This is a genomic window from Aliiglaciecola sp. LCG003 (assembly GCF_030316135.1).
Classification (GTDB): Bacteria; Pseudomonadota; Gammaproteobacteria; order Enterobacterales; family Alteromonadaceae; genus Aliiglaciecola.
The window spans coordinates 2,006,954-2,030,710 of sequence record NZ_CP128185.1 but is presented as its reverse complement, the minus strand read 5'-3'; the positions used below and the strand labels follow the sequence as shown (position 1 = coordinate 2,030,710).

At 42.3% G+C, this 23,757-nt stretch carries 24 protein-coding genes; 14 read left to right on the top strand and 10 right to left on the bottom strand.

The genetic code is table 11. The features are described from left to right. Window positions 1-36 precede the first annotated feature (36 nt). From moeA to QR722_RS08735, 3 genes are read left to right on the top strand one after another with little or no spacing between them, the layout of a single operon-like run. On the top strand, window positions 37-1,266 hold the full coding sequence (moeA, locus tag QR722_RS08745; RefSeq protein WP_353506903.1) for a molybdopterin molybdotransferase MoeA: 1,230 nt from the start codon (window positions 37-39) through the stop codon (window positions 1,264-1,266). Beyond that, window positions 1,263-2,627 (top strand): MATE family efflux transporter, encoded by a 1,365-nt coding sequence (locus QR722_RS08740; protein WP_286287230.1) that lies wholly within the window; start codon window positions 1,263-1,265, stop codon window positions 2,625-2,627. Before moeA ends, QR722_RS08740 begins: the two co-directional genes overlap by 4 nt. A 23-nt stretch (window positions 2,628-2,650) precedes the next feature. Beyond that, window positions 2,651-3,088 carry an MOSC domain-containing protein gene (locus QR722_RS08735; RefSeq protein WP_286287227.1) on the top strand — a complete coding sequence of 146 codons (438 nt, stop codon included), beginning with the start codon at window positions 2,651-2,653 and terminating at the stop codon, window positions 3,086-3,088. A gap of 103 nt (window positions 3,089-3,191) precedes the next feature. Here the strand turns inward: QR722_RS08735 and QR722_RS08730 are convergent, their stop codons facing one another. From QR722_RS08730 to zwf, 5 genes are read right to left on the bottom strand one after another with little or no spacing between them, the layout of a single operon-like run. Next, entirely contained in the window at window positions 3,192-3,845 is a 654-nt protein-coding gene (locus tag QR722_RS08730; protein ID WP_286287225.1) for a bifunctional 4-hydroxy-2-oxoglutarate aldolase/2-dehydro-3-deoxy-phosphogluconate aldolase, read from the bottom strand. A 5-nt stretch (window positions 3,846-3,850) separates the two neighbouring features. Continuing rightward, window positions 3,851-4,804 carry a glucokinase gene (locus QR722_RS08725; protein WP_286287223.1) on the bottom strand — a complete coding sequence of 318 codons (954 nt, stop codon included), beginning with the start codon at window positions 4,802-4,804 and terminating at the stop codon, window positions 3,851-3,853. After that, the gene (gene edd / locus QR722_RS08720) at window positions 4,794-6,629 is read right to left on the bottom strand and encodes a phosphogluconate dehydratase (protein ID WP_286287219.1); all 1,836 of its coding nucleotides are present in this window, start codon (window positions 6,627-6,629) and stop codon (window positions 4,794-4,796) included. The genes QR722_RS08725 and edd overlap by 11 nt, the downstream gene beginning before the upstream one ends. An 8-nt stretch (window positions 6,630-6,637) precedes the next feature. Further along, window positions 6,638-7,330 (bottom strand): 6-phosphogluconolactonase, encoded by a 693-nt coding sequence (gene pgl, locus QR722_RS08715; protein WP_286287216.1) that lies wholly within the window; start codon window positions 7,328-7,330, stop codon window positions 6,638-6,640. Further along, window positions 7,331-8,821 carry a glucose-6-phosphate dehydrogenase gene (gene zwf, locus QR722_RS08710; protein ID WP_286287214.1) on the bottom strand — a complete coding sequence of 497 codons (1,491 nt, stop codon included), beginning with the start codon at window positions 8,819-8,821 and terminating at the stop codon, window positions 7,331-7,333. A gap of 284 nt (window positions 8,822-9,105) precedes the next feature. Here zwf and QR722_RS08705 point away from each other — a divergent pair, with 284 nt between their 5' ends. The 3 genes from QR722_RS08705 to QR722_RS08695 all read left to right on the top strand — a co-directional run bounded on the left by QR722_RS08705 (window position 9,106) and on the right by QR722_RS08695 (window position 12,907). Continuing rightward, entirely contained in the window at window positions 9,106-9,957 is an 852-nt protein-coding gene (locus QR722_RS08705; protein ID WP_286287211.1) for a MurR/RpiR family transcriptional regulator, read from the top strand. A 205-nt stretch (window positions 9,958-10,162) separates the two neighbouring features. After that, the gene (gene pyk / locus QR722_RS08700; RefSeq protein ID WP_286287208.1) at window positions 10,163-11,599 is read left to right on the top strand and encodes a pyruvate kinase; all 1,437 of its coding nucleotides are present in this window, start codon (window positions 10,163-10,165) and stop codon (window positions 11,597-11,599) included. Between the two features lie 138 nt (window positions 11,600-11,737). Beyond that, on the top strand, window positions 11,738-12,907 hold the full coding sequence (locus tag QR722_RS08695; RefSeq protein ID WP_286287205.1) for a saccharopine dehydrogenase family protein: 1,170 nt from the start codon (window positions 11,738-11,740) through the stop codon (window positions 12,905-12,907). Window positions 12,908-12,986: 79 nt separating this feature from the next. Here QR722_RS08695 and QR722_RS08690 read toward each other — a convergent pair whose 3' ends face one another. Together QR722_RS08690 and QR722_RS08685 are read right to left on the bottom strand one after the other, a co-directional pair. Next, window positions 12,987-13,538, bottom strand: a complete 552-nt coding sequence (locus QR722_RS08690) for an NAD(P)H nitroreductase (RefSeq protein ID WP_286287202.1) — start codon at window positions 13,536-13,538, stop codon at window positions 12,987-12,989. Window positions 13,539-13,604: 66 nt separating this feature from the next. After that, the gene (locus QR722_RS08685) at window positions 13,605-14,222 is read right to left on the bottom strand and encodes an HvfX family Cu-binding RiPP maturation protein (protein WP_286287199.1); all 618 of its coding nucleotides are present in this window, start codon (window positions 14,220-14,222) and stop codon (window positions 13,605-13,607) included. 76 nt (window positions 14,223-14,298) lie between these two features. Between QR722_RS08685 and QR722_RS08680 the strand changes: the two genes are divergently transcribed. From QR722_RS08680 to QR722_RS08670, 3 genes are all read left to right on the top strand, one after another. Then, window positions 14,299-14,481: a hypothetical protein gene (locus QR722_RS08680; protein ID WP_286287197.1), complete on the top strand. Its 183-nt coding sequence runs from the start codon at window positions 14,299-14,301 to the stop codon at window positions 14,479-14,481. Between the two features lie 77 nt (window positions 14,482-14,558). Next, on the top strand, window positions 14,559-16,421 hold the full coding sequence (sppA, locus tag QR722_RS08675) for a signal peptide peptidase SppA (RefSeq protein WP_286287195.1): 1,863 nt from the start codon (window positions 14,559-14,561) through the stop codon (window positions 16,419-16,421). Between the two features lie 102 nt (window positions 16,422-16,523). Then, entirely contained in the window at window positions 16,524-17,048 is a 525-nt protein-coding gene (locus QR722_RS08670) for a SprT family zinc-dependent metalloprotease (protein ID WP_286287193.1), read from the top strand. Here QR722_RS08670 and yfbV read toward each other — a convergent pair. After that, the gene (gene yfbV / locus QR722_RS08665; protein ID WP_286287191.1) at window positions 17,029-17,475 is read right to left on the bottom strand and encodes a terminus macrodomain insulation protein YfbV; all 447 of its coding nucleotides are present in this window, start codon (window positions 17,473-17,475) and stop codon (window positions 17,029-17,031) included. The genes QR722_RS08670 and yfbV overlap by 20 nt on opposite strands. Before the next feature lie 355 nt (window positions 17,476-17,830). On the opposite strand from yfbV, the gene trxB reads away from it, so the two are divergent. The 4 genes from trxB to infA all read left to right on the top strand — a co-directional run bounded on the left by trxB (window position 17,831) and on the right by infA (window position 20,579). Then, window positions 17,831-18,787, top strand: coding sequence for a thioredoxin-disulfide reductase (gene trxB / locus QR722_RS08660; RefSeq protein ID WP_286287189.1), 957 nt, complete (start codon window positions 17,831-17,833; stop codon window positions 18,785-18,787). Between the two features lie 93 nt (window positions 18,788-18,880). After that, the gene (aat, locus tag QR722_RS08655; protein ID WP_286287187.1) at window positions 18,881-19,579 is read left to right on the top strand and encodes a leucyl/phenylalanyl-tRNA--protein transferase; all 699 of its coding nucleotides are present in this window, start codon (window positions 18,881-18,883) and stop codon (window positions 19,577-19,579) included. A gap of 2 nt (window positions 19,580-19,581) precedes the next feature. Then, window positions 19,582-20,286 (top strand): arginyltransferase, encoded by a 705-nt coding sequence (locus tag QR722_RS08650; RefSeq protein WP_286287628.1) that lies wholly within the window; start codon window positions 19,582-19,584, stop codon window positions 20,284-20,286. 74 nt (window positions 20,287-20,360) lie between these two features. Then, window positions 20,361-20,579, top strand: coding sequence for a translation initiation factor IF-1 (gene infA, locus QR722_RS08645; RefSeq protein ID WP_006010397.1), 219 nt, complete (start codon window positions 20,361-20,363; stop codon window positions 20,577-20,579). 64 nt (window positions 20,580-20,643) lie between these two features. Here infA and clpA read toward each other — a convergent pair whose 3' ends face one another. Both clpA and clpS read right to left on the bottom strand, forming a co-directional pair. Continuing rightward, window positions 20,644-22,911, bottom strand: coding sequence for an ATP-dependent Clp protease ATP-binding subunit ClpA (gene clpA, locus QR722_RS08640; protein WP_286287169.1), 2,268 nt, complete (start codon window positions 22,909-22,911; stop codon window positions 20,644-20,646). A 30-nt stretch (window positions 22,912-22,941) separates the two neighbouring features. Continuing rightward, window positions 22,942-23,262 (bottom strand): ATP-dependent Clp protease adapter ClpS, encoded by a 321-nt coding sequence (gene clpS, locus QR722_RS08635; RefSeq protein WP_286287167.1) that lies wholly within the window; start codon window positions 23,260-23,262, stop codon window positions 22,942-22,944. A 205-nt stretch (window positions 23,263-23,467) separates the two neighbouring features. On the opposite strand from clpS, the gene cspD reads away from it, so the two are divergent. Continuing rightward, window positions 23,468-23,686 (top strand): cold shock domain-containing protein CspD, encoded by a 219-nt coding sequence (gene cspD, locus QR722_RS08630; RefSeq protein ID WP_286287165.1) that lies wholly within the window; start codon window positions 23,468-23,470, stop codon window positions 23,684-23,686. Window positions 23,687-23,757 lie beyond the last annotated feature (71 nt).

Here is a 23,757-nt window from a genome sequence, read left to right as displayed (position 1 = left end):
ATATTTCAATCCAAATTTTTCAAAAAGTGATATTTAATGTCTATGAACGAGCATTGTGACTCTCCTGATCTACTGCCAATACAACATGCATTGGCGAAAATGTTAAAGCAGGCACCAGCCCTTACAGATTTTGAAACTATAGATCTGCTTGAAGGCCTTAATCGTGTGCTGGCCAGCACAATTGTATCAGAGGTAAATGTTCCACCTTCTGACAATTCTGCGATGGATGGTTATGCGTTTTTTTGCGATGTAACCCTAGCTGCAGACACGGAGTTATGTGTGCAAGGTCAGGCGTTGGCGGGGAATCCTTTTGAATCAGAAGTTAAACCTGGGCATTGTGTCTTGATCACCACAGGCGCCATTTTGCCCGCAGGAACCAACACAGTCGTGATGCAGGAGAATGTCAGCACAGAAGCGCAAAAGATAATTCTAAACACCACGGTAAGACCAGGCAACAGCGTTCGTAGCCGCGGCGAAGATATTCGTAAAGGCGATAAAGTGATCACAAAAGGCACTAAGTTAACCCCTGCTCATTTAGCGTTAATTGCTTCTTTAGGCCTTGCTAAGATTGAGGTTACGCCGAAATTAAAAGTCGCTATCATTGCTACCGGAGATGAACTGGTTGAAGCAGGTGACTCACTCAACGATGGTCAAATTTATGAAAGTAATCGCTTTGCTTTGCATGGCTTGTTACAACAATTGAATGTTGACATTATACATTATGGCATTATCGCTGATGAACCTGACGCCCTAAAAAAATCACTATTAGATGCGGCCAATAATGCCGATGTGGTGATCACCTGTGGTGGTGTTTCGGTGGGCAAAGCCGATTACGTTAAACAAGTACTGCAACAAATTGGTGAAATTAATTTTTGGAAGGTGGCGATTAAACCTGGTAAACCCTTTGCTTTTGGGAAAATCCAAGACGCCATATTTTGTGGTTTACCAGGAAATCCAGTTTCATCTTACGTCACCTTTGAAAAACTAGTTGCCCCCGTATTGAACAATTTAATGGGTTGTAAACCCCCTAGAAGCATTCCACAAGTTGCGTTATGTGCAGAAAAAATCAATAAACGAGTTGGCCGTGCCGATTTTCAAAGAGGTATAGCTTACCAAGATAATAATGGTATTTTGTGGGTAAAACTTAACGGTAAACAGGGCTCAGGTATTATGACATCGGTGGCAAACGCTAATTGTTATATTCTCTTAGAGCAAGAACAAGGCAATGTCCCCCAGGGCGCAGAAGTAAAAATAGAGTTATTTTGAAAACATTTAAGCAAGAATTGCTCAACCTGAGCAAGTTAACGTGGCCACTTCTGGTGGCTCAAGTAACTCAGACATTGATGGGTGTGGCAGATACCATTATGGCCGGTCGCTTTTCAGCGATTGATATGGCAGCAGTCGCAATTGGATTTAGTATTACTATTCCAATCTTGTGTTTCGTGCAAGGTCTTGCAATGGCCTTGCCCCCGATTATTTCCAAGTTACACGGGGCTGGAGAAAACCATTTCACCTCAGATGCAACTCAGCAAACCTTCTACTTGGTGCTGCCAATTTGTTTGTTGATTAGTTTAGCCAGTGTATTTGTACCTTACTGGTTTTCACTTATTGATATGGAAACCGAACTGCGTCGTGTAACCGTTGAATATGTGCAATATATTTTATATTCCGCCCCAGCTTTCGGAGTCTACCAAGTGCTGCGAAATTACTGTGAAGGGTTATCAAACACCAAACCGACTATGATCATTATGGCAATTGGCTTGTTGGTTAATATCCCGGCCAATTATGTGCTAATTTACGGCGAATTTGGACTACCAGCCATGGGTGGCGCTGGCTGCGGAGTCGCTACGGCCCTAGTTTATGTTGCCATGTTAGTGAGTACGGTAACCTATATAGCACTATCCAAACGGATGAAAGACAATCATTTGTTTTCTGAGTTATACGCCCCTCAGTTGTCAAAAATCATCTCTACTTTTAACTTGGGCTTACCGATTGCACTGACTATTTTATTCGAAGTGACCTTATTTGGAGTCGTTGCCTTGCTGCTCTCTCCACTCGGCCCACTTACTCTAGCATCCCATCAGATTGCCCTTAACTTTTCATCATTAATGTTTATGTTTCCGTTAAGCATTGGCATGGCAACCACAATCCGCGTCGGCTTTTTCATCGGTAAAAAAGATTATGCCGCGGCCAAGTTAGCCAGTAAAACGGCAATTATATTAGGGTTGGTAATCGCAACCATCAGTGCCACTACCACTATTCTGGCTCGGGAACAAATATCACTCCTATATAGTAACAACCCTGAAGTGGTTAATTTAGCCATGAGTTTAATGATGTTGGCCGCGATGTTCCAAATATCTGATTCTATTCAAGCCATTTCTGCAGGGGCTTTAAGGGGCTACAAAGATACCGGCGCGATGTTTATTATTACCTTTATCGCATATTGGCTAATCGGCCTGCCGGTCGGCGTATTACTCGCGCTGACTGATGTTATCGTCCCCGCAATAGGCGCAAGAGGATTCTGGATGGGGTTTATCTTCGGTTTGACCAGTGCAGCAGTCATGCTTGGCATTCGCCTAAGGATCACGCAAAAACGTTTGGAATGCTTATCAGTCCAACTCTCTTAAAAAGTTATGTAAAGGATCAGCCCATGAAGTTACTCGGCATTGCCACCAGAGATAAAAATCAACACCCCATGCAGTTAGTTCAAATGGCAACTGTTACACTTTCAGAGGGTATTGAGCATGATTTTAGGCGTAAACCTGGACGCCGTCAGGTGACAGTACTTAGCAAGCAGCAATGGCAACAAGCATGTGATGATATTAATCTGGCGTTGCCGTGGACAATCAGAAGAGCTAATTTATTGCTAGATAATATCATTTTCAAGCAGGAGCATGTGGGCAAGACATTAAAAATAGGCGACAGCCTGGAATTGCTAATTTGCTTGGAAACAGAGCCTTGCCACAAAATGGATCAACAGCATCATGGTTTGCGTCAAGCTTTAACACCTGATTGGCGAGGCGGCGTTTGTTGTAAAGTGACTAAGTCTGGCGAGATTAAACTAGGCGATAAGTTTTCGATAATTTAAATATTGAAGTGGATGTAACATCAATCATTTGATTTAAAATTAAATGATTGCCGCAAATATTTGCAAATTAATGCGGCAACCAAATAGAATCCTGAAGGTCAGATTATTTTTCTAACGAAGCCGCTCCAAGTACAGCTTGCTTGGCCAATTCGGTTATTCTATCCCAGTCGCCTGCTATGACGGCATCATCAGGTGCTAACCAAGAGCCTCCTGCACAAATCACATTTGGCAGCGCCAAATAATCTAGGTAGTTGTTAGGACCTATTCCACCTGTAGGACAAAAAATAACGTCTGGGAAAGGGCCGCCGATAGACTTAAGGGCCTTTATCCCGCCTGAAGCCTCAGCAGGGAAAAATTTAAAATGGGTATAACCTAAATCTAAGCCTTGCATAAGTTCAGAAATAGACGAAATCCCAGGTATCAAACAAACACTTGACCGATTTCCGGCTTCCAACAGGCTAGTGGTCAATCCTGGACTGATGGCAAACTTCGCGCCTGCAGCTACAACCTGCTTAAGTTGTTCTTCATTAGTCACTGTCCCCGCACCAATCATAGCTTCAGGCACTTCATCTGCAATCTTACGAATGGCTTCAAGGGCAGCGTCTGAGCGCAAGGTAACTTCAAGCACGTTAATACCACCCTTAATCAATGCTTTGGCTAAAGGCACTGCATGGGCCACATCTTTGATTACGAGTACAGGAACTACAGGACCTTGCTTGAATACCTGTTCTGAAGTCACTTTCCAATTTGATGACATATTTTTTAACCCTTGTAATTTAATTCTAGGTAGGCGGCAGCGCCTAGCAAGCCATGATCAGGCTCAGTTATAATGAACGTAGGAATATTGGCGACGTAATGTCTAAACCGACCTTTATCTTCAAAGCGAGCACGAAAATCACTGGTCTTGATAAAATCAACAAATCTAGCAGCAATTCCACCACCGATGTATACGCCTCCGGTAGTCGCCAAATTTAGTGCTAAGTTACCGGCAAAACTGCCCATAATTTTGCAAAACTGCTGCAAAGTTGCCATACACAATTCACATTCTTTATTCAGCGCTTTTTCGGTTATTACGGCGGGATCATTCAACACTGGTGCTTGTTGATTATGTTCTGCCAAACCTTCATAAATATGCACGATGCCGCGACCAGATAGCACTTCTTCGGCTGATACATGTCCTAATTTTTTCTTCAGGTAATGCCAAATAGCGAACTCATTTTCATCTTGAGCAGCAAAATCCACATGTCCACCTTCACCATCTAACGCCTTCCAGCCTTTATCGGTAAAAGTTAAATGTTCAACGCCGAGTCCAGTACCTGGCCCGAATACCGCGATATTTCCCTGAGGTTTTACTGTACCAGGGCCTACTTGTATTTTTTGACCATCGTTTAGCCCGGGCAACGAAAATGCGACCGAGGTAAAGTCATTGATCACCCCCAACCACTTTAAACCGAGGGTTTTGCTTAAATGCTCAATTGAAAACTCCCAACTGTGATTAGTCATCTTCACCCAATCACCTTGTACAGGACATGCAATTGCAATACATCCATAGGCGTAAACTAGGTCAGGATGCTCAGAAAAGTAATGTTGAATGGCAACATCAATATTTTCAAAATCATCACATAAATATTTTTTGACTCGAGTCAAACCACCACTATCAACTGTGGCTAGACGAATATTAGTACCACCTACATCAGCAACGAATTTAACCGTCATGTTGATTCCCCTGACCAGCAAACAGTGAACAGGCTCCCTGCTCGGCCCCGGTTAACGAGTTACGCATACCGGCAAACATTTCTCGTCCCATACCGATTTGATGCTTATCTGTGTTGGCCTTCCTAGGTTTCCTTTGGGCCAATACGTCATTATCAACATGCAAACACATTTCACCGGTTTCAGTGTTGATTTCAATGATGTCGCCGGTGTTAACTTTAGCCAGCAATCCACCATGATAAGCTTCAGGGGTGACGTGGATGGCGGCTGGAACTTTTCCAGACGCGCCCGACATTCTACCGTCAGTAACCAAAGCCACTTTAAAGCCTTTATCTTGAAGCACCCCTAGCGGCGGCGTTAAACTGTGAAGTTCAGGCATACCAATGGCAGCCGGTCCTTGAAAGCGCACCACAACGATACAGTCTTTATCCAAGTCACCGGCTTTAAACGCATCAGCCAGCTCGAATTGATCTTCAAAGACCACTGCGGGAGCTTTAATGCGACAATGAGTTTCTCGAAGTGCAGAGGTTTTCATCACTGCCCGCCCTAGATTACCGTGCAGTACCGACAATCCGCCATCGGGTTTGAAAGGTTTAGCAACCGTTGCGAGCACATCAGTGTCGAAACTTTCTTTAGGACCATCGCGCCAGCTTAATTCACCATCTTGCATAAAGGGTTCTTGGGTGTAACGTTCTAAACCATCACCACAGATTGTTTTAACGTCATTATGCAGTAAACCTGCACCTAGCAATTCTTTAAACAGCATGGCCATGCCGCCTGCGGCAGTGAAATGGTTAATATCCGCTGAGCCATTGGGATAGATTCGAGTTAGCAGAGGAACCGCATTAGAAATATCCGAAAAATCATCCCAATTAATTTCGTAGCCTGCTGCTCGGGCAACGGCGACTAAATGCATGGTGTGATTGGTCGAACCGCCGGTAGCTAATAATGCGACCAAGCCATTGACAATAGATTTTGCATCGACAATGTGCCCAATTGGCGTGTAGTTATCACCTAAGTCGGTTAAGCGAGTTACTTGCCTAGATGCGGCTTTTGTCAGGGCATCACGCAATTCAGTGCCCGGATTGACGAACGATGATCCAGGTAAATGCAGTCCCATAACCTCAACGACTAACTGGTTACTGTTAGCAGTACCATAAAATGTGCAGGTTCCTGCAGAGTGATAGCTCTTTGACTCTGCTTCTAGTAACTCTTTTCGACCCACTTTACCTTGGGCATAAGCTTGACGGACCCGAGCTTTTTCTTTATTCGGTAGACCTGAAGGCATAGGGCCGGCTGGGACAAAAACCGTTGGCAAATGACCAAAACTTAATGCACCGATCAACAACCCTGGAACTATTTTGTCACAGATACCCAGCATTAACGCACCATCAAACATGTTGTGGGATAAACCCACAGCTGCAGATAGGGCAATGACGTCGCGACTCATTAAACTCAAATCCATACCAGGGTTACCTTGAGTGACGCCGTCACACATCGCTGGAACGCCGCCGGCAAATTGTGCCACACCGCCAACGTCTTTGATGGCTTGTTTCATTATGGCCGGATAATGCTCATATGGCTGATGAGCTGATAACATATCGTTGTATGAAGAAACTATAGCTATATTGGATTTTACTAAACTCGTTAAATCGGTTTTTTCTTCTGTACTACAAGCGGCAAAACCATGAGCCAAATTACCACAAGAAAGTACGCCCCGGTGAGGTCCGTTTCGTCTTGCCGTTTCGATTTTATCAAGATACTGTTGACGAGACTTTCGACTTCGTTCAATGATCCGATTCGTTACTTCTTGAATAACTGAATTCATATTTTCTCCTACGCAGCCCAATATAGCGCGACGCTTGCGTTGTTAAGTACAGCACGAATTGGCATTTCTAATGCGTCATCACTTGCCATGGCTTGATCGAGTACACGCTTCTTACCTTCGCCGGTAAGGTGCAAAAATATATTTTCACTCGCCAATATAGATTTCAATGTTAATGACATTCTCTGATTAGGCGCTGTGGTGGGTTGAACTGCAATATAATTGGCGCTTGCAGTGGTATCTAAACCTGCTCTTATTTGCGCTGAACAAGGAAATAAAGAGGCTGTATGCCCATCTTCGCCCATGCCGAGAATAAGTACGTCAAAAGGGGTTTTGATCTTCTGCAAATTCGCTTCACAAATAGCTACGCCATCGTTAGCATCTTTATGCGCAGTTTTAAGACCAATAAAGTTAGCTGCTTTAGCATTATTGACTAATAACTCCCTTGCCACCATAGCGGCATTGCTGGCGGCATCATCACTATCAACCCAGCGCTCATCTGCAAGAGTGATATCAACCTTCTGCCACTGAATGTCCTGGTGGGACAATATATTGAACATAGCAGCAGGGGTTCGACCTCCTGAAACCACCAAGCTAGCGCGACCATTTTGCTCAATTCCGGCACTCAGAATAGTGGCTATTTTATTGGCGAAATTGACATTCAATTGATCGACCGAATCAAAAATATTTTCTACCAATGCCATTTACTTCTTCCCTATTCTTGATTCATACCACGCTCGGTTGTCACGTGCCATCATAGCAATTGATGCTACTGGACCCCAGGTACCAGCTTGATAAGGCTCTGGCGTATTGTTGTTCGCTCCCCATGCGCGGAATATGCCATCAACCCACGTCCAAGCTTGTTCTACTTCATCTCGTCTTACAAATAGTGATTGATTGCCTTTCATCACTTCCAATAACAGCTTTTCATAGGCATCGGCTATACGGGCATCTTTAAATTCTTCAGAAAAACTTAAATTCAGCTTTGACTTTTGAAGGTCCATTGCGCCGCCGGCCGTCAAGCCCGGGACTTTGTTCATAACAGTGACTTCAACCCCTTCATCAGGTTGAAGCCTGATGGTGAGTTTATTCGGTGGTAATTGAGCAAAACTTTCACCAAATAAATTATGTGGCTGGCGTTTGAAGAAAATCACCACTTCACTGGTTTTACTCGGCAGACGTTTACCGGTTCTTAAGTAGAAAGGTACCCCTGCCCAACGCCAGTTATCGATGTGAACTTTCAGCGAAACAAAGGTTTCGGTCTTGGATTGGGTATTGGCATCTTCTTCTTCTAAATACCCTGGCACTTCTTTGCCTTTAACAAAACCGCTAATGTATTGACCGCGGACAGTATCACTCTCTACATTCGCTGGCGTAATCGGGCGTAAGGCCTTGAGTACTTTTAGTTTTTCATCACGAATACTGTCTGCATCAAGGATTGCTGGGGGTTCCATGGCAATAAGAGTGAGTATTTGCAGTAAGTGGTTTTGGACCATGTCACGCATTTGACCTGCTTCATCAAAATATCCCCAGCGACCTTCTATTCCAACCGACTCAGCAACGGAAATTTGCACATGGTCAATACAATTGTGATCCCAATTGGTCGCAAAAATCGAATTTGCAAAGCGCAAAGCAATGAGGTTGAGAACCGTTTCTTTACCAAGATAATGATCGATACGATAGATCTGTCGTTCGCTGAAAAACTCAGCCACTTGATTGTTGATGACTTTAGATGAGGCTAAGTCATGTCCAAGGGGCTTCTCTAGCACCACTCTAACCGTAGGATCAATTATGCCCGCTGCATTTAGACCACGACAAATATCGCCAAAGATAGATGGCGGTGTCGCAAGATAACAAACCATAGTGCGGGTTTTATTTACATGCTCTTTGAACACATCGTAACTGTCGATATCTTTCATATCGACGCAGACATAATCCAATTTAGCAGAGAAACGTTGCCACGTGTCTTCGCATAATTCTTCGCCACCAAAGGATACAATGTTCTCTTTGACCAATGTCACATAGTCTTCTTGACTGATTTCTTGTCTAGCCACACCAATGATCCGTGTATCAGCATGCACCAAATTGGCTTTTTCCAACTGATAAAGAGAAGGAAGTAACTTGCGTCTTGCTAAGTCCCCTTTTGTGCCAAAAAGGACGAAGTCGCAGGGTTCGAACGAATTTTCCAACACCATTTTAATAACCTGTAATGTAGAGAATAATATATAGTTGTCTGTAATTATACCGAACTAATTACGTTCTATTTTCATAATTATGCTAAAATCTAACACCTAATGTAGTAAAATTACAACTTTTTAAGTAATCTATCTGTGTATCTTGTTAACAGTTATTTTACCAAAGCATAGAAAAAATGCTGGCTAATTCGTTAAAAAATTACAACAATTGTTTATACATCGAATTTGCCTCCCCAACCATGTTATTGGCGAGAGTTGATAAAAAACAATAAGATTTTTTGCCCATGAATATACTTGAAAAAATAACCCAAAATAAAGCAGCCTTTAGTAAGTCTGAAAGAAAAGTTGCTGATGTGATTTTGGACAACCCGCAAACTGCCATCCACTCTAGTATAGCGACATTGGCCAAAATGTCAGATGTCAGTGAACCGACCGTAAATCGATTCTGCCGCCGCCTCGATACCAAAGGCTTTCCTGATTTCAAATTACATTTAGCCCAGAGTCTTGCAAATGGCACACCTTATGTAAACCGGCACGTAGAGGAAAATGACGGGCCCGAGGAATACACTAAAAAAATCTTCGAATCTACTATGGCCTCATTAGAAGTCGCCCGCCAATCAGTTGACATTGGTGCTATCAATCGCGTTGTTGATTTGCTTACTCAGGCACAGAAAATCTCATTTTTTGGTCTAGGTGCATCCGCCTCTGTCGCCCATGATGCCCTAAATAAGTTCTTTCGGTTTAATGTACCTGTGGTCTATTTCGAAGATATTCTAATGCAGCGCATGAGTTGTATGAACAGTAATGAAGACGATGTTGTGGTGCTAATCTCCCATACAGGTCGAACCAAAAGTTTGGTTGAAATAGCTCATATTGCCAGGGCAAATGATGCCACTGTCGTAGGTATAACATCAAAAAATAGTCCCTTAGCCAAGGAATGCAACCTCGTATTATCCCTTGAAGTGCCCGAGGATACTGACATGTATATGCCGATGGCATCAAGAATAGCTCAATTAACTTTAATCGATATATTGGCTACTGGCTTCACACTTCGACGGGGTGGCAAATTTAGAGAAAACTTAAAGCGTGTCAAAGACACGCTTAGAGGCTCAAGATTCGAAAAACGTAATGAATAATAGACAAATTATTGCAAATTGAATCCAAAGGTAAATGAATTATTTGTTAAATGAATTCACATTTAGTGATCTATAGACTACTATTTTGTAATAAAATTACAGTTTATAGATTCCCATGTTGCTTTGTGAATGAAGGATCCCGTTATTTATTCGCAAATTTACATCGGAATTAGCCCTATTCATTAACTCTGTCGGATAATAAATCATGTTAAGACGCACAAAAATACTCGCCACCCTTGGTCCTGCGACCAACACTCCTGAAAAAATTGAACAAATCATTCAAGCGGGTACCAATGTTGTCCGAATGAACTTCTCTCACGGTACAGCTGAAGATCATATCAATCGTGCGAAAATAGTCCGTGCAGTAGCTAAGAAATTGGGTAAATACATCGCTATACTCGGTGATTTACAAGGCCCGAAAATCCGCGTTTCGAAATTTGCCGAAGGCGCTGTTCATCTCAAGGTTGGTGACAAATTTGTTCTTGATGCTGAAATGGGTAAGGACGATGGCAATCAAACTGCTGTAGGCATTGATTACAAGGCCTTACCGGATGACGTATTCAAAGATGATTTATTGTTACTTGATGATGGACGCATACAGTTAAAAGTTACTAGCGTTGAGGGCCGCAAAGTCCATACCCTAGTATCCGTTGGTGGTAAGCTGTCTAATAATAAAGGGATTAATCGCTTAGGAGGTGGTTTATCTGCTGAAGCCCTCACTGAAAAAGACAAGGAAGATATCAAAACAGCAGCGCTTATGGGGGTGGATTATTTAGCGGTTTCCTTCCCCCGCTCAGGGGCTGATCTGCACTATGCCCGCAAGCTAGCCGTGGCTGCAGGTTGTAACGCATTGATATGTGCCAAAGTTGAAAGAGCAGAGACAGTAGCAAGTGATGCGGCTATCGATGATATTATTGAAGCCTCTGATGCGGTTATGGTTGCTCGTGGCGATCTGGGTGTTGAAATAGGTGACGCAGAATTAGTTGGGGTGCAAAAGAAACTGATTGCCCGTTCAAGACAACTCAACAGAGTGGTTATCACCGCAACTCAAATGATGGAGTCGATGATCAATAGCCCTATGCCAACTCGTGCAGAAGTAATGGATGTGGCAAATGCTGTATTAGATGGGACAGATGCCGTCATGCTATCAGCTGAGACGGCTGCTGGTGACTATCCGGTAGAAACCGTAGAAGCAATGGCTCGGGTTTGTGAAGGAGCTGAGACTCACCCTAGCGTAAAAATATCTAAACATAGAGTCGATGAACAATTTACCTCAATTAGCGAAACTGTCGCACTTTCCGCGGTTTATGCGGCAAACCATTTATCTTCTGTTAAAGCTATAGTCGCCCTGACAGAAAGTGGCAACACATCTAAATTGATGTCTCGTATAACGTCGTCTTTACCCATTTATGCATTTTCACGACATGAAAGCACCCTTAACATAATGGCATTATATCGTGGCGTTAAACCATTATACTTTGATTCTAGAGGAAGTGAGCCAGGAAAACTTAAACTCGACGTGATTAAAGTACTGAAAGATAAAGGTATTTTGGAAAGCGGCGACTGTTTTGTGATGACCTACGGTGATGAAATGGAAACCATAGGCTCTACCAATGCATGTAAAATAGTTACGGTTCCTTAACCTACCCTAATTGCTGACGGCGCCCTGTCGTCAGCAATATTAATCCTTTGTATAGTTTCCCATTCATCTACTAAACTCTTTTTTTACCAACATAGTCGCTAATATATCGACTACCTTCATTCAACACAGAGAAAACAGATGTCAAACAACCAATATGATGTCATCGTTTATGGCGCAACAGGATTTACCGGTCAATTAGTCGCAGAATACATGTCGAGCCAATATCCGAGCGTTAGCGGTTTACGTTGGGCGTTAGCCGGACGAAGTCTGGACAAGTTAAAACAGGTCAAAAAGGATTTAAATATTCATGATTCAGTAGATTGTATCCATACCGATGCTACTGATATTGACAGTCTGCAAAAGATGGTAGACAGCACCAAAGTCGTGCTTACCACTGTGGGTCCATACCAGCACTATGGCAATGAACTAGTTGCCCTGTGTGCCCAAACCGGTACTGACTACGTAGATTTGTGCGGAGAACCTGCATGGATGCATCAAATGATTGAAGCACATCAACAGACTGCTGAAAAATCTGGCGCCAGAATAGTATTTTCCTGCGGTTTTGATTCCATCCCTTTTGACCTTGGTGTGTACTTTTTACAACAGCACGGGTTAGAAAAATTCGGCCACACCTTTGCTCGCATTAAAGGTCGAGTTAGAGGCATGAAAGGGACATTTTCAGGGGGCACGGCAGCCAGCCTAAAGGCCACCATGGTAGCAGCCCATAAAGACCCTAAAGTAATGCAGGTGTTACTCAATCCTTTCTCATTGACGCCAGGCTTTACTGGGCCAACACAACCTCTAGGTAATAAACCATTGTTTGAACAGGAGTTTAATAGTTGGTCAGCACCCTTTATTATGGCTGCAATTAATACTCGCAATATTCATCGCTCGAATTTTCTATTAGACCACCAATATGGTGAAGAATTTGTCTATGATGAAATGATGTTTACCGGACCTGGTGAAAAAGGAGAAGCCACTGCCAACGCAGTTGCTAATGATAAAAGTATGTCTGGTGATAAGGGTCCTATACCAGGTGAGGGGCCGAGCAAAACAGAACGGGAAGCTGGTTTTTTTGATCTCATTTTTGTCGGCAGTGAGGGGGCTGAATCGCTCACAGTGTCAGTTAAAGGCACTATGGATCCGGGCTATGGCACAACCTCTAAAATGATTGCCGAATCAGCAGTTTGTCTTGTGCAAGACGACATACAAGTCAAAGGTGGAATTTGGACAACTGCTCCGCTGTTAGGCAACAAATTGATTGAGCGTCTCAAGGCCAATGCAGGAATGTCTTTTAATGTAGAATAAGGTTGGCAACCGTAAGTACTAAAACAAAAAGGCAGCCTATATTTGGCTGCCTTTTGGATTCAAATCATTTTATGGAACATTAATCCCAAAATTCAAAATAGTCTGGAGCATTTCGACTAGGAGGCGGCATGGCCTCATTGACGGGGGTTCCCAAGTATAAGAAACCCAAAATTTCATCTTTTTCTTCGAGGTAAAATGCACACTTCACCTCGTCATTTTGCGCATAATCGCCGGTGCGCCAGACACCTCCAAAGCCCTGAGCGACTGCAGCCATTTGCATGGCATGTACCGCACAAGCTGCAGATGCAACTTGTTCGACCCAAGGTACTTTGTCATGCTGTTGATATTTTGCAATTGCGACTATGACCATGGGGGCTCGCAAAGGTAATTGGGGAGCGCGCTCTACCTGTTTGTCATCTAAATCTGAGTTAATTGCAGCTTGCTCGAAAATGGTGCCGAGCTTAGTTAACCCCCTACCCTGACAGACGACAAATTTCCAAGGGGTTAAACATTTATGATCCGGCGCACGCAACGCTGCCTGCATGATATTGTCTAAAGCCTCACCTTGGGGAGCAGGTTCAGCTAGACGTGGTTGAGAGCGACGGTTTAGGAGCAGATCTATGGCTTGCATACTTACACCTTTAATTTTATTAATGATTAAATTATGCAAACTTTATAGGTTGACTACAACCCGAGTTTAAGATGATTGCCTAACAAATTTTTGCACAAAGTAATCTAGGCTAGTGAATCGACCACCACCACTGAAAAATAATACCAATAACATTATGAAATAGGTCGCAGTAAATTCGACACCGTTCTTCAGTATGGTGATATTGCCATGCTCTGTCAGCCAAGCATAGTCGCCATATTGTTGTAACACATTTTTAGCTGCTTCTTTACGTTCAACTGCTCCTTCAATGAGATCCATACGCCACTCCCATGGCACAGTTAAAGTAGTCTCCGGTAAGGCATGCCAACCATATTGCCAATGGGCAGTTAGCGCGGCAACCAACATTGTCACCATCAGAGGAATGGCAATTAACCGAGTTAAAAATCCGAATAACAAAAACCATCCACCGATGAACTCCGCCCCGCCTGCCAACACGGCTAAAATGTCAGGAAAAGGTAATCCCAATCCCCAGTTGGCATTGCCAAAATAGGCAGCCGTGTCTTCCACTGAGGCTAACTTCCCCCAACCAGCTTGAATAAATATAGGTGCGAGGTAAATTCGAATTAACAATGGCGCTAATCCGTCCATAATTTGTATCCGAGCCATGAGATCTTGGCTGGTTTTAAATTTATCCAGTAATCCCATCAATTATCTCTTTAAGTTAGTTTTTAGAATAGATAGACTTCGGGGTAATAATATTTCAATACGATTGATGTTTCTGATGAACACCACCCCCCTGTCACGATTATTCAATCGACAGCAGCCTAAGGTTAAGCAAAGTGCGCGAAAAGCAGCTTTAATCAAAACCTTCGCGGACGATGATTTAGCTTTGTTTGTCAGTTTAATCAAAAAATGGCTAGAGCAGGATTTACAGAAACAACGCGATAAACCCTCAAATTCATAAAAAATTACATTTGTTACATGGCTTAATTGGTGAATTTGTTTAGGATATGCAGAGTTTTAATTTCAGGTGAGAGTAGTATGGCAAATGGAACAAGTTGGACCAAATCTTTCTTTACGGGAATCTGGTCAGTATTAAATTTTAGCAGGAAACTGTTTTTCAACATTATATTTATAGTGTTAGCAATCGGTCTAATATTCGTTCTGTTGAAAGATGACGGTAAAATTATAGTACCGAATGATAGTGCCTTGGTACTCAACCTAGAGGGTGATGTAGTCATCGAAAAGCGCTATGTCGACCCTTTGGATAAATTCTTAGTCCAAGCCCTAGGACAAAAAGATGATAATCCGGAAGTCCTATTGCAAGATGTTTTATTTGTGCTAGAGAATGCTAAGCATGATAAGCGCATCAAAACATTAGTTTTACAGCTACAGGGCATGGGCAGTGCTGGGATGGATAAATTACATCAAATAGCAACTGCAATTGATAGTTTTAAAGAAAGCGGCAAACCAGTTTACGCGTTTGGTGATTTTTATTCGCAAAATCAATATTACTTAGCCAGTCGTGCCGATAAGGTTTACCTAAACCCTATGGGTGCAATGATGTTTGAAGGTTATGGTCGTTACCGTACCTATTTCAAAGCAGCACTAGATAAGCTAAAAGTGACTACTCATATATTTAAGGTGGGTACCTATAAATCAGCCATTGAACCCTTCATTAGAGATGATATGTCTGATGCGGCAAAAGAGGCTAACCAAGCTTGGTTATCTTCCTTGTGGCAGCAATATAAGCAAGATGTCGCTAAAGCTCGAAATCTTTCTGAAGAAAATTTTGATGAAGAGATTGAAACCTTCTTAAGTAAGTTTGAGCAGGTTGATGCAGACTTTGCTAAGTATGCTTTAGACAATGGTTGGGTTGATGGTCTTAAGACCCGTGAAGAAATCCGCCAGGAAATGCTTGCCTTAGTGGGTCCAGATAAAGATGAAAAATCTTTTAAGCAGATTAACTTAGACCAGTATCTAAGCGTCATCAAAACCCCCTTTAAACTGCCTAATATAGAGACTGATAAAGTTGCCATCGTAGTTGCCAAGGGCGCTATTTTAAATGGCACACAAAAAGCAGGTGATGTGGGCGGCGATAGTACTGCAGAGTTGTTGCGCAAAGCACGCCTTGATGAAACAGTCAAAGCCGTAGTGTTATACGTTGATTCTCCAGGTGGCAGCGCATTCGCCTCAGAAATTATCCGCCAAGAAATTGAAAACCTCAAAGTGGCCAATAAACCTGTTGTAGCACTAATGAGTACCTATGCCGCTTCGGGTGGGTATTGGATCTCGGCCAGCGCAGATAAAATAATATCAGCGCCCAGCACTATTACTGGGTCAATCGGAATCTTTGGGATGTTTATGACCTACGAGAATTCCCTCGATTACCTAGGTATTCATACCGATGGGGTTGGTACCACTGATTTTGCTGGAATAGGCGCCACCCGTGAACTGGATCCTAGAGTCGGTCAATTAATACAAATGAGTATTAATCATGGGTATAAGCAATTTATTGGTTTGGTGGCTGAAGAGCGCAATATGAGTTTAGAAGCGGTTGACAGTATTGCTCAAGGTCGCGTTTGGATAGGCGAGACGGCGCTTGATTTAGGCTTGGTGGATAGCTTAGGCTATATTGATGATGCTGTGGAAAGTGCCGCGACATTAGCAGGCTTAGAAGAATATGACACTCAATATGTTCAGCGCGATATGAGCGCTAGCGAACGTTTTTGGAAAGAGTTCTTCGGACAAGCATCAATGATGGTTGGCGAAACCAATATCCAACAAGATGAGTCTAAATTAATGGGCGTGGTGAAACATTTTGTTAAACAATTAGACACTGTTGCTAAGTTTAATGATCCTAAAGGTGTTTACGCACACTGTTTAGCTTGTGAAATAAAGTAGTAATAATAGATGGATAGCGACGATTTACTATCTCGTTATCCATCCTTACCCCGTCTAGTTTAACTAGCGTGTTGTAATTAGAATATTGAGTACCCTTGTGCAATGCCAACATTATCATCCATTCTCAGTTTTGAACAAAAACAGGCTGCGCGTTTGACCGTTAATCAGTTTATTGATCTGGCGAACAATAGTTTGTCAATAAAATTGAATTACCCTGACTTGGCCTTTAATCAAAGGGGCAAAATAGCCGGAACGGCACATTTACACAAACATCTGATTAAGTTAAATCCTGTGCTATTAAAAGACAATGAGGCAAGCTTCCATGATGAAGTTATAGCCCATGAAGTGGCACATATAGTGACATTTCACTTGTTCGGTAAGGTCAGACCCCACGGTCCTGAGTGGCGCCACATCATGCAGCATGTTTTTAAAAAGCCAGCCAAGACCACCCATAAAATGGATACAACCAAGACTCAAGGCCAAACTGTAGAGTATCGATGCGAGTGTGGACCTGTGGCGCTAAGTATTCGTCGCCACAATAAAGTGATTCGTCACAAACAAAGCTATATCTGCAGAGTATGCCGACAAAGCTTGTCTGAGGCGATAGTTAGAACCAACGTTGGGTAAAGACTTTATCAAGTTCGCTAAAGGCAGTTTTCAATAGTCTGGCTAGTTCTTTGTAGCGAGGTTTCGCCCGTAATTCTGCAACCCTGACCCCTTCCAATGCCATCTTTTGATGGATGTCCAAGTACCAGGCTTTCATCGCTGGAGGTAATGTTTGATTTGAGCGGAAACCTAACCACATCAAGCCTTGCATGGGTAAACTTAGAAAGAAGGCGCCCATAGCGATAGATTGAGGAATAAAAGCGGTACCATTTTGACCAATCAGCAATGCAGCGGTGATCACCGCCAAAGGTGGCATCACAGTAATTGAGAATTTTGTAGCCGAAATCACTCGGCACTCAGGGAAAAGTGCATAAAGTTCTTTTTGCATTGGCCAAGTTTTCATATACTCCTGACCATCACGAAACATATCTGTAACTGTCTGAGACATTTAACACCCAATCTATCAAAATATACATCAACCCAAGAGTAAACGTTTCTAGTCGAAATTGCCAAAATCAAATTGGTATAAAATGTAGTTAGTTTTTACATTTCTTGATCTATCCAGCATAACTAGACTATTAACTAGAGTTATTTAGCGGCGAATAGCACAGGCTAATTATTTGTCCTAGCCAAGATTCGTTAACAAAAACTAATTTTAAGTAGCCTAAGGCAGAAAATCTTTGTCCATGAGATTGAATCTCGGATAAATAGCCTTATGTTTAGAGCAACTAAATTTATTAATCGTAACTGCACTTACTCAATGTGAGGTGCAACGCGGTACTTTTCAAGCTATGGAGTAATATATGTCTGATGTAAGACACGTACGTCTTTTGATTTTAGGTTCTGGCCCAGCCGGTTATTCTGCCGCGGTTTACGCTGCTCGGGCAAACCTAAACCCAGTGTTATTAACTGGCATTCAGCAAGGTGGGCAACTAACAACTACCACAGAAGTAGAGAATTGGCCTGGCGATCCAGAAGGGTTAACTGGGCCTGACTTGATGGTCAGAATGCAAAAACACGCTGAAAAATTCGATACTGAAATCATTTTTGATCATATCAATGAGACCGATTTATCCAAGCGCCCTTTCACGCTCAAAGGGGATAATGGTACTTATACCTGCGATGCATTGATCATCGCTACAGGCGCTTCTGCTAAGTATTTAGGTATGGAGTCTGAAACGGCATTTATGGGTAAAGGTGTGTCAGCCTGTGCAACCTGTGATGGTTTTTTCTATCGAAATCAGAAAGTTGCAGTTGTGGGTGGCGGTAATACTGCGGTTGAAGAGGCTCTATATTTATCCAATATCGCCTCTGAGGTTCATGTTATTCACCGACGTGAAGAATTTAGAAGTGAAAAGATCCTAGCTGATCGTTTGATGGAAAAATCTAAAAATGGCAATGTGGTTTTACATCTCAATCGCACCTTAGATGAAGTTTTAGGTGATGATATGGGCGTAACTGGTATCAGAATTAAAGATGCTAACTCCGACGCCACTGAAAATGTTGATGTTATGGGGTTATTTATTGCCATTGGTCACAAACCCAATACCGATATTTTCGATGGTGAACTGGCCATGAAAGATGGCTACATTAAGATTAAAAGCGGCCTTGAAGGAAATGCGACACAAACCAGTGTTCCCGGTGTATTTGCCGCTGGTGATGTATGTGACCACGTTTATAGACAAGCGATTACCTCTGCGGGTACCGGATGTATGGCCGCCCTTGATGCCGAAAAATACCTAGATGCATTAGAAAGCTAATCGGAGAGTGTTTGTCTGTTAAAATGTTGAGGATGATTAATTTTGAGTGGCTTAGTCGCAATTATAAGTCTAATAAAGTAAGCATAGTAAATTATGATTTCGCTACCTAAATTAGACCATACCTCAACGTTTCCTGATGTAGAAAATGCACTTGTCGACCCTAACGGATTACTCGCCTTCGGAGGGGATTTATCAGTAGAAAGGCTGTTAAGTGCTTATGCCTCAGGGATCTTTCCTTGGTTTGGAGAAGGCGAGCCAATTCTTTGGTGGTCGCCAGACCCTAGAGGCGTAATATTTGTGGATGATTATCATCCCAGCAAAAGTCTGCTGAAACACATCCGTAGAATTAAACCACAAGTATCCATTAACTTAGCCTTTGATCAGGTGATCGATACTTGTGCCCATATACCTCGTACTGACAATGGCACCTGGATCACGGCAGAGATGATCCAAGGCTATAAAAACTTGCACAAAAGCGGTCACGCCCACTCTGTAGAGGTTTGGCTCGATAATGAGCTTATTGGTGGGCTTTATGGTGTTTATAGCAACAGTGTGTTCTGTGGTGAATCAATGTTTAGTAAGCAGACAAATGGTTCTAAAATAGCACTGCATTATTTAGTGCAGTATCTAGCACGTTTTAAAGTCAAACTTATAGACTGCCAGATGCAAAACCCGCACTTAGCCACCTTGGGCTGTGTCACAGTTGCCAGAAAGCAGTTTTTAAGCTATTTAAAGAAATATAATAAACAACCAATCCAAATACCTTGGCTCGCCCAACAATTGACGTTATGAAAATGAAATTTGGTATCACGGATAGATTCGAATGCAGTTACCTTGCTGATCAACTAGAACAGTTATTAGTTTTGGTCCCTAGTCAAAATACTACGGCAACACCCACTGAATACGACGCCCTACTTGATGCCGGATTCCGGCGCAGTGGAGAGCAAATTTATCGCCCACATTGTGCAGCTTGCGATGCTTGTCAATCCATACGGCTACCGGTCAAGGATTTCAAGCCTTCCAAGAGCCAAAGGCGCATCATTAATAAAAATAGCGACATACAGGTTTTTGCCAGCTTTGATAACAAACCTGAATATTTTTCTATCTACCAACAATACATTAACCAACGCCATGCAAATGGGAGTATGTACCCTGCTCTACCCCATCAATATGAAAGTTTCACCAGTAGTGATTGGTTAAATGTCATCTATGTTGAATTCTTTTTAAACCAAGAGCTGATCGCTATTGCAGTCACCGATGAACTTCCCAATAGTTTATCCGCTCTGTACACATTCTTTAAGCCTGAATATGAGCATCGTTCGTTAGGCACTTTGGCGATTATTCATCAGCTTGAGCTGGCAAAAAAACGTGATAAGCAATATTTGTATTTAGGCTATCAAGTCGATGCCTGTCAAAAAATGAACTATAAGGCGAATTTTCACCCCCACGAACGCTTTATTGAGCATAAATGGCACTTAATCAAAAAAAATAGCAGGTAATCCTTTACACTCGCTGCCTTATTGGGCAAAATCTGCGCGGCAATTTTGACACTTATTTGAGGTAAACAACTTACATGGCGAAAGAAGACTGTATTGAAATGGAAGGTACCGTATTGGATACACTTCCAAATACTATGTTCCGCGTTGAATTAGAGAACGGGCACGTCGTCACCGCGCATATTTCCGGGAAGATGCGTAAAAACTATATTCGAATTTTAACTGGTGACAAAGTTACAGTAGAAATGACACCTTACGATTTAAGTAAAGGTCGTATCATTTATCGCGCCAGATAATACCTAAAAGACTAAAAAGCCCAGCAAATGCTGGGCTTTTTTGTTGCTAATTTACCCTATAGAGTTAGGCTTCACTAGGCTCTTTACTGTCGGCATTAGTATATTTAAAGTTCAACTTATCTTCAGACAAGGTGATTTTCACACTACCGCCTTTCATCAGCTTGCCAAACAATAATTCATTGGCCAACTCTTTCTTAACATGCTCTTGCATCACTCTAGCCATTGGACGAGCGCCCATTGACCTGTCATAACCTTTTTCCGCTAACCAAGCTCTAGCTTCGGCATCTATTTCAAGAGAGACACCTTTGGCATCAAGCTGAACTTGTAATTCCACAAAGAATTTATCAACAACTTGTAAAATCACATCTGACTCCAAATGATTAAACCAAATGGTCGCATCTAGACGGTTTCTAAACTCAGGCGTGAATATTTTATTGATTTCACTCTTAGCATCATGACTATGGTCTTGTTGTTTAAAGCCAATTGATTTTCGCACTGTCTCTTGCACGCCAGCATTGGTGGTCATGACTAATACCACATTTCGAAAATCAACTTTACGGCCGTTATTATCGGTTAAGGTTCCATGATCCATCACTTGCAATAAGATATTATAAATATCGCTATGGGCTTTTTCTATTTCATCCAATAACACCACGCAATACGGATTTTTAATCACGGCATCAGTTAGTAAACCACCCTGATCAAAACCAACGTATCCTGGCGGTGCACCTATCAATCTACTAACAGCGTGTCTTTCCATATACTCGGACATATCGAATCGAATTAACTCAACGCCCATAATTTTGGCTAACTGTTGAGTAACTTCAGTTTTACCTACACCCGTAGGACCAGCGAACATGAAATTACCGATTGGCTTAGTTTCATTACCCAAACCGGAGCGAGACAAGCGGATAGCATCCGAGAGGGTCTCTATCGCTTCGTCTTGACCGAATACTACTAACTTAAGGTCTCGGGTCAGATTCTTCAGCGTTTCCTTGTCAGAAGCCGATACGGACTTCTCAGGGATCCTCGCCATTTTGGCAATAACATGCTCAATATCGTTTAAACCTATGGTTTTTTTACGCTTCGATGATGGCAATAGCTGTTGGCTTGCCCCCGCTTCATCAATCACATCGATTGCTTTGTCTGGTAGATGTCGCTCGTTAATATATTTAGCTGACAGTTCAGAGGCCGCTTTTATTGCTTGATTTGTATACCGGACGTTATGATGTTTTTCATAGCGACTTTTCAATCCCATCAAAATTTTAGTGGTATCTAGCACACTAGGCTCGGCAACATCTATTTTCTGGAAACGTCTTGCTAAGGCACGATCTTTTTCAAATATGCCTTGATACTCTTGATAGGTAGTAGAGCCAATACAGCGCAATTCACCGCTACTCAACTTGGGCTTAAGTAAATTAGATGCATCCATGACACCACCAGAAGCGGCGCCTGCCCCTATGATAGTGTGGATTTCATCAATGAATAAAATCGCTTCTTCATCTTTGCTGAGTTCTTTCAAAATACCTTTAAGGCGTTTTTCGAAATCCCCACGGTATTTAGTACCCGCCAATAATGCACCTAAATCAAGTGAATATACCGTCGCTGAGGCTATCACTTCTGGCACTTCAGAATTAACGATTCTGTAAGCCAGTCCTTCTGCAATAGCGGTTTTCCCCACCCCAGCTTCACCCACAAGCAGTGGATTATTTTTACGCCGACGACATAGGATCTGAATGGTTCTTTCTAATTCTGCATCACGACCGATAAGAGGATCAATTTTACCTTCTTTGGCCAGCACATTTAAGTTCGACGAATACTTTTCTAAAATAGAAGTATTCTCTTCCCCTTCAACGCTTTCATCGTGATTGTCGATATCTGCAGACTCATCTTCATTTTTACTCACGCCGTGAGAAATAAAGTTAACCACATCCAAGCGGGTCACGTCGGCTTTTTTCAATATATAAACCGCTTGCGACTCCTGCTCACTGAAAATCGCCACCAAAACGTTGGCACCTGTGACTTCTTCTTTACCGGAAGATTGAACATGAAATACAGCACGTTGCAAGACTCGCTGAAAGCCAAGTGTCGGTTGGGTTTCTCGGTCTGTAGTTTGGTCGTCCATTATCAAGGGCGTGGTATCTTTGACGAAGTCAATTAACTCAGCTTTGATCGAGTCAATATTAGCTCCACAGGCCTTAAGCGCCTCTCTAGCGGCTTTATTATCAACTAGCGCGAGCAGCAAGTGTTCGACTGTCATAAATTCATGACGATGCTCTCTGGCGAAGATGAACGCTTCGTTAAGGGTTTGCTCTAAATCTTTATTTAACATACTTTCACCCTCTGTCTGATTAAACTAACACTATGCTTGTTCCATTGTACACATCAATGGATGTTGATGTTTACGGGCATATTGATTGACCTGCATGACTTTAGTTTCAGCTATCTGTGCAGTATAAATAGCACAAACAGCTTTACCGCGATAGTGCACTGTCAACATCAACTGATTGGCTTTTTCCGCGTCAGCGTTGAAAAAACGCATCAATACTTCAATAACAAAATCCATCGGCGTGTAATCATCATTATTTAGTAAAACCTTGTACATTGGCGGCGGTTCGACTTTCTTTTTGACCGCTTCCTTTTGCTTTTCGTGGTCGATACTAATTATATTATCTTTGCTCATATTGGAATTTTAGTGTTGTTATGACATTAATTGTCGTGTTTTAACGAAAATTTGTCGATTAATTTAAATTGACCTTGACATTCATAGGTTAAAATATCTACATTTTATGTAAGGCAAATCGTTGTGTTGTCGTTTGTCTAGTCTCTATGAATATATTGTGGGGACTTTGAGGTGTTAGTTCAAGGGATTAAAAGGAAGCAGATGTATGGCGCTTGGAAAAGTCAAATGGTTTAACAATGCAAAGGGCTTTGGTTTTATTGTTCCTGATGATGGTGGTGAGGACATTTTTGCCCACTACTCTACTATCAAAATGGATGGTTACCGTTCCCTGAAAGCGGGACAGGAAGTGACTTATGAAGTTCAGCAAGGCCCAAAAGGCTTACATGCTGAAAATATTGGTATTAGTGACGAACCTGAAAGATAGTTAGGCCAGACTTAGATTCTAGAAAAATGAAACACAGTTATTTTAAAATGTAACCAATCAAAAAAAGCAGG

Bases quoted from the DNA above. Each gene is read 5' to 3' on its own strand.
- moeA (WP_353506903.1), top strand. From the start codon at position 37: ATGTCTATGAACGAGCATTGTGACTCTCCTGATCTACTGCCAATACAA.
- QR722_RS08735 (WP_286287227.1), top strand. From the start codon at position 2,651: ATGAAGTTACTCGGCATTGCCACCAGAGATAAAAATCAACACCCCATG.
- QR722_RS08730 (WP_286287225.1), bottom strand. From the start codon at position 3,845: ATGTCATCAAATTGGAAAGTGACTTCAGAACAGGTATTCAAGCAAGGT.
- QR722_RS08725 (WP_286287223.1), bottom strand. From the start codon at position 4,804: ATGACGGTTAAATTCGTTGCTGATGTAGGTGGTACTAATATTCGTCTA.
- edd (WP_286287219.1), bottom strand. From the start codon at position 6,629: ATGAATTCAGTTATTCAAGAAGTAACGAATCGGATCATTGAACGAAGT.
- pgl (WP_286287216.1), bottom strand. From the start codon at position 7,330: ATGGCATTGGTAGAAAATATTTTTGATTCGGTCGATCAATTGAATGTC.
- zwf (WP_286287214.1), bottom strand. From the start codon at position 8,821: ATGGTGTTGGAAAATTCGTTCGAACCCTGCGACTTCGTCCTTTTTGGC.
- QR722_RS08705 (WP_286287211.1), top strand. From the start codon at position 9,106: ATGAATATACTTGAAAAAATAACCCAAAATAAAGCAGCCTTTAGTAAG.
- pyk (WP_286287208.1), top strand. From the start codon at position 10,163: ATGTTAAGACGCACAAAAATACTCGCCACCCTTGGTCCTGCGACCAAC.
- QR722_RS08695 (WP_286287205.1), top strand. From the start codon at position 11,738: ATGTCAAACAACCAATATGATGTCATCGTTTATGGCGCAACAGGATTT.
- QR722_RS08690 (WP_286287202.1), bottom strand. From the start codon at position 13,538: ATGCAAGCCATAGATCTGCTCCTAAACCGTCGCTCTCAACCACGTCTA.
- QR722_RS08685 (WP_286287199.1), bottom strand. From the start codon at position 14,222: ATGGGATTACTGGATAAATTTAAAACCAGCCAAGATCTCATGGCTCGG.
- QR722_RS08680 (WP_286287197.1), top strand. From the start codon at position 14,299: ATGAACACCACCCCCCTGTCACGATTATTCAATCGACAGCAGCCTAAG.
- sppA (WP_286287195.1), top strand. From the start codon at position 14,559: ATGGCAAATGGAACAAGTTGGACCAAATCTTTCTTTACGGGAATCTGG.
- QR722_RS08670 (WP_286287193.1), top strand. From the start codon at position 16,524: ATGCCAACATTATCATCCATTCTCAGTTTTGAACAAAAACAGGCTGCG.
- yfbV (WP_286287191.1), bottom strand. From the start codon at position 17,475: ATGTCTCAGACAGTTACAGATATGTTTCGTGATGGTCAGGAGTATATG.
- trxB (WP_286287189.1), top strand. From the start codon at position 17,831: ATGTCTGATGTAAGACACGTACGTCTTTTGATTTTAGGTTCTGGCCCA.
- aat (WP_286287187.1), top strand. From the start codon at position 18,881: ATGATTTCGCTACCTAAATTAGACCATACCTCAACGTTTCCTGATGTA.
- QR722_RS08650 (WP_286287628.1), top strand. From the start codon at position 19,582: ATGAAATTTGGTATCACGGATAGATTCGAATGCAGTTACCTTGCTGAT.
- infA (WP_006010397.1), top strand. From the start codon at position 20,361: ATGGCGAAAGAAGACTGTATTGAAATGGAAGGTACCGTATTGGATACA.
- clpA (WP_286287169.1), bottom strand. From the start codon at position 22,911: ATGTTAAATAAAGATTTAGAGCAAACCCTTAACGAAGCGTTCATCTTC.
- clpS (WP_286287167.1), bottom strand. From the start codon at position 23,262: ATGAGCAAAGATAATATAATTAGTATCGACCACGAAAAGCAAAAGGAA.
- cspD (WP_286287165.1), top strand. From the start codon at position 23,468: ATGGCGCTTGGAAAAGTCAAATGGTTTAACAATGCAAAGGGCTTTGGT.